We start from the raw sequence: 3,846 nt of genomic DNA, 5'->3' as shown, positions 1-3,846 counted from the left end.
CAGGTCGCGATCATCGCGGCGGTTTCGCTGGCCATCCTCGCGGTGCTCTGGAAAGACCTGATGGTGACGTTCTTCGACGAGAACCACGCCCGCAGCATCGGGCTCAACACCAAGGCGCTGAAGATCGTGTTCTTCACGCTGCTGAGCGCCTGCACGGTGGCGGCGCTGCAGACCGTCGGCGCCTGCCTCGTCATCGCCATGGTGGTGACCCCTGGCGCCACAGCCTATCTGCTCACCGATCGCTTCGGCCGGCTGATCCTGATCAGCGTCGCGCTCGGCATGGTCACCAGCTTCGCCGGCGCCTACATCAGTTTCTTCCTCGATGGCGCCACCGGCGGCGTGATTGTCTCGCTGCAGACGCTGTTGTTTCTCGCGGCGTTCTATTTCGCGCCCAAGCATGGCGTGATCGCCGCGCGCCGCCGGCGTCTCGCCGTCGTGGAGGCGGAAGCACGATGATCGTGATCGAATGGATATCAGGACCGCTGGCCTATCCGTTCATGCAGCGGGCGCTGCTGGTGTCGGTGATGGTGGCGGCGGTCTGCGCGGTGCTGTCCTGCTATCTCGTGCTCAAGGGCTGGTCGCTGATGGGCGACGCGATCTCGCATGCCGTGCTGCCGGGCATCGTGCTCGCCCATGTGCTGAGCCTGCCGCTGGCGCTCGGCGCTTTCGCGGCCGGCCTGTCCTGCGCGCTGCTGACCGGTTACCTCAAGGAGAACAGCCGCGTGAAGGAGGACACGGTGATGGGGATCGTGTTCTCGGGCATGTTCGGGCTCGGGCTGGTGATCTTCACCAAGGTGGATACCGACCAGCATCTCAATCACATCCTGTTCGGCAATGTGCTGGGCGTGACCGCGCGGGACCTGATCGAAACCGCCATCGTGGCCGGCGGCACGCTGCTGGTCGTGCTGGTCAAGCGGCGCGATCTCCTGCTCTATTGCTTCGATCCCAACCACGCCCGTTCGATCGGCCTGCCGGTGCGGGTGATGCATTATGGCCTGCTGGTGCTGCTGTCGCTCACCATCGTCGCCTCGCTGAAGGCGGTCGGCATCATTCTGGTCATCGCCATGCTGATCGCGCCGGGCGCCACGGCCTATCTCCTGACCGACAGTTTCGAGCGGATGCTGGTGATCGCGACCGCTACCGCCATCGTGTCGGCGGCGGCAGGCACCATCGTCAGCTTCCATATCGACGGGGCGACCGGCGCCTGCATCGTGCTGACCCAGGCCGTGTTCTTCGTCCTGGCATTTCTGTTCGCGCCGAAACGCGGCATCTGGATGCGAACGCGGCATGTGGCGGCGCCGCTGCCGGAGGTGGACAGCTAAACCTGGAATCACAAAGAGGTGTTGCAGCCCATCCTTCGAGACGGCCACTTCGTGGCCTCCTCAGGATGAGGTCTAACTTGTTGAAACACAACGAACCTCATGCTGAGGAGCGAGCAGCGCGAGCGTCTCGAAGCATGGGCAGCGAGCGACGCCCGCCATTGACTCCGCGCACTCGATGCGGTGAACTTCATGCAATCGCATCCAAATCGAGATCTGTGAGCAGGACAGGGTACGCGCCATGATCGACCTTTATTACTGGACCACGCCGAACGGCCACAAGATCACGATGTTCCTCGAAGAGACCGGGCTGAAATACAAGGTATTCCCGGTCCAGATCGGCAAGGGCGAACAGTTCAAGCCGGAGTTCCTGGCGATCTCGCCGAACAACCGCATCCCCGCGATGGTCGATCACGAGCCGAAGGGCGGGGGCAAGCCGATCTCGATCTTTGAATCCGGCGCGATGCTGCTCTATCTCGCCGAGAAGACCGGCAAGTTCCTGCCGGCCGATTTTTACGGCCGCTACGACGCGATCCAGTGGACGTTCTGGCAGATGGGCGGGCTCGGGCCGATGGCCGGGCAGAACCACCATTTCCGCAACTACGCCGTGGAAAAAATCAAATACGCCATCGACCGCTATGTGAACGAGACCAACCGGCTCTATGGCGTGCTCAACAAGCGGCTGGCCGACCGCGAATTCATCGCCGGCGAATACTCGATCGCCGATATGGCGAGCTATCCCTGGATCGTGCCCTACAAGAACCAGGACCAGAACATCGACGATTTTCCGCATCTGAAGCGCTGGCTCGAGACCATCCGCGAGCGGCCGGCCACGGTGCGCGCCTACGCCATGGCCAAGGAGATCAATCCGAATTTCGGCCAGCCGGTGAACCGCACCGAGGAAGAGCGCCGGGTGCTGTTCGGCCAGACCGCGGCGGTGGTGAGATAGCGCAAAGCCGTCACCGGCCGCTGTAGACCGGCGGCCGCCGCGCGATCCAGGCGGCGAGGCCTTCGCCGAGGTCGCGGCTCGGCGCCATGCGGGCGAATTGCTCGCTCTCGACCTGCAACCCCTCGGCAATGCCCATATTCAAGCCGCGGGTCACGGCGGTGATGATGCCGCCGATGGCCAGCGGCGAATGGCGCACGATGTGCGCCGCGAGGTCGTGGGCGGCCGGCAACAACTCGTCGTGCGGAACGACCCTGTTGACCAGCCCGATTTCCAGGGCCCGCGACGGCGCGAACGGCTCGCCGGTGAGCAACAGCTCGAGCGCACGCTTTCGACCCGCCAGCCGCGGCAGCCGCTGGGTGCCACCGAAGGTCGGCGGCATGGCAAGAGCGATCTCCGGCTTGGCGAAGCGCGCTCTGTCGCTGGCGATGGCCAGGTGCACGGCCTCGGTGATCTCGCAGCCGCCGCCGAACGCGATGCCGTTGATCGCGGCGATCACGGGCTTCCTGAAGGCTTCGAGCCGCGCCGTCATTCCCTGGCCGCGCCGCACGAAGTCGCGGACCGCCGTATCGGTGCCGCGACGAACGCTCGAGGAAAATTCATGGATGTCGGCCCCGGCGGAAAAGGCACGGTCGCCGGCGCCGGTCAGAATGACCGCGCGCACATCGGTATCGCCCTCGATGCGGTCGAGCAGCGCCATCAGGCGGTCGATCAGTTCGTAATTCAATGCGTTGAGCTTGTCAGGCCGGTTCAGCGTGACAAGGGCGATCCCGTCACTGACGTCGAGCAGCACTACCTCGGACATGTTCCGTCTCCCAAAATCCATGGGCTCACCCTATGAGTCTCGGGTCGTTGAGTATATTCACTGGACGGTATACATACGGGGGATGGCCAGACCTGCTACCGATACCCGTGAACGCATCATCGCCGCGGCGAGCAAGCTGTTTTACAGCGATGGCATAAGGGGCGTCAGCGTCGACGCGGTGGCGGCCAGGGCCGGGCTCACCAAGCGTACGCTCTATTATCACTTCCGGAGCAAGGACGACCTCGTGGCGGCCTATCTGGCCGCCCGCGATCAGCCCAATCTCGCGCTGTTTCAGCGCTGGTTCGCCGAGACCGAAGGCGGATTGCCGGACAAGGTCGAGGCCATCTTTCGCAACCTCGCCCGCTCGGCGCGGCATCCGAAATGGAAGGGCTGCGGTTTCCTGCGCACGTCCGCCGAACTCGCCAACATGCCCGGCCATCCCGCGATCAAGATCGGCGCCGCGCACAAGAAGAAATTCGAAAACTGGCTGCGCGTGACCTTCGAAGCCGGGGGGATCGGTGAGGGACTGCTGCTGGCCCGGCAGATCCTGCTGCTACTGGACGGATCATTCGCCGTCGTTCTGCTGCATCGCGATCCCTCCTACATGGAGACAGCCGGTGAAGCCGCCCGTTCCCTGACGGCGGCTGCACTGCCCGCGCGACGGAGGCGCGCCGTCGCCGGTGCAGCCAGCGCGAGATCCTGACGCCGTCACCCCTTCGGAAACCCCACCGTCTGCGACAGCAGCACCTGATGGTCGTGGCCGAGCCCCAGTGCGT

Annotated in this window: 5 protein-coding genes; 4 read left to right on the top strand and 1 reads right to left on the bottom strand. The window is 64.4% G+C overall.

Annotated elements, in window-relative coordinates:
- The 3 genes from Q7U29_RS20785 to Q7U29_RS20775 all read left to right on the top strand — a co-directional run.
- Positions 1–456 (top strand): iron chelate uptake ABC transporter family permease subunit (locus Q7U29_RS20785; protein WP_304744415.1); only part of this gene is annotated, 456 nt, incomplete at its 5' end.
- Positions 453–1,322 carry a metal ABC transporter permease gene (locus Q7U29_RS20780; protein WP_304744414.1) on the top strand — a complete coding sequence of 290 codons (870 nt, stop codon included), beginning with the start codon at positions 453–455 and terminating at the stop codon, positions 1,320–1,322. The genes Q7U29_RS20785 and Q7U29_RS20780, both read left to right, overlap by 4 nt.
- A 238-nt stretch (positions 1,323–1,560) precedes the next feature.
- Positions 1,561–2,268 (top strand): glutathione binding-like protein, encoded by a 708-nt coding sequence (locus Q7U29_RS20775; RefSeq protein WP_304744413.1) that lies wholly within the window; start codon positions 1,561–1,563, stop codon positions 2,266–2,268.
- Between the two features lie 10 nt (positions 2,269–2,278).
- Here the strand turns inward: Q7U29_RS20775 and Q7U29_RS20770 are convergent, their stop codons facing one another.
- The gene (locus Q7U29_RS20770) at positions 2,279–3,070 is read right to left on the bottom strand and encodes a crotonase/enoyl-CoA hydratase family protein (RefSeq protein ID WP_304744412.1); all 792 of its coding nucleotides are present in this window, start codon (positions 3,068–3,070) and stop codon (positions 2,279–2,281) included.
- Positions 3,071–3,152: 82 nt separating this feature from the next.
- On the opposite strand from Q7U29_RS20770, the gene Q7U29_RS20765 reads away from it, so the two are divergent.
- Positions 3,153–3,773, top strand: coding sequence for a TetR/AcrR family transcriptional regulator (locus Q7U29_RS20765; RefSeq protein ID WP_304744411.1), 621 nt, complete (start codon positions 3,153–3,155; stop codon positions 3,771–3,773).
- The last annotated feature ends 73 nt before the right edge of the window (positions 3,774–3,846 follow it).

Origin of the sequence: Bradyrhizobium sp. (assembly GCF_030654605.1) — a bacterium.
Lineage (GTDB): Bacteria > Pseudomonadota > Alphaproteobacteria > Rhizobiales > Xanthobacteraceae > Bradyrhizobium.
The sequence above is the reverse complement of the archived record's forward strand: the minus strand, read 5'-3'. Positions and strand labels throughout refer to the sequence as shown.

What these genes read in the sequence shown, in the direction of transcription:
- Q7U29_RS20770 (WP_304744412.1), bottom strand. Translation starts at nt 3,070, where the DNA reads ATGTCCGAGGTAGTGCTGCTCGACGTCAGTGACGGGATCGCCCTTGTC.
- Q7U29_RS20765 (WP_304744411.1), top strand. Translation starts at nt 3,153, where the DNA reads ATGGCCAGACCTGCTACCGATACCCGTGAACGCATCATCGCCGCGGCG.
- Q7U29_RS20775 (WP_304744413.1), top strand. Translation starts at nt 1,561, where the DNA reads ATGATCGACCTTTATTACTGGACCACGCCGAACGGCCACAAGATCACG.
- Q7U29_RS20780 (WP_304744414.1), top strand. Translation starts at nt 453, where the DNA reads ATGATCGTGATCGAATGGATATCAGGACCGCTGGCCTATCCGTTCATG.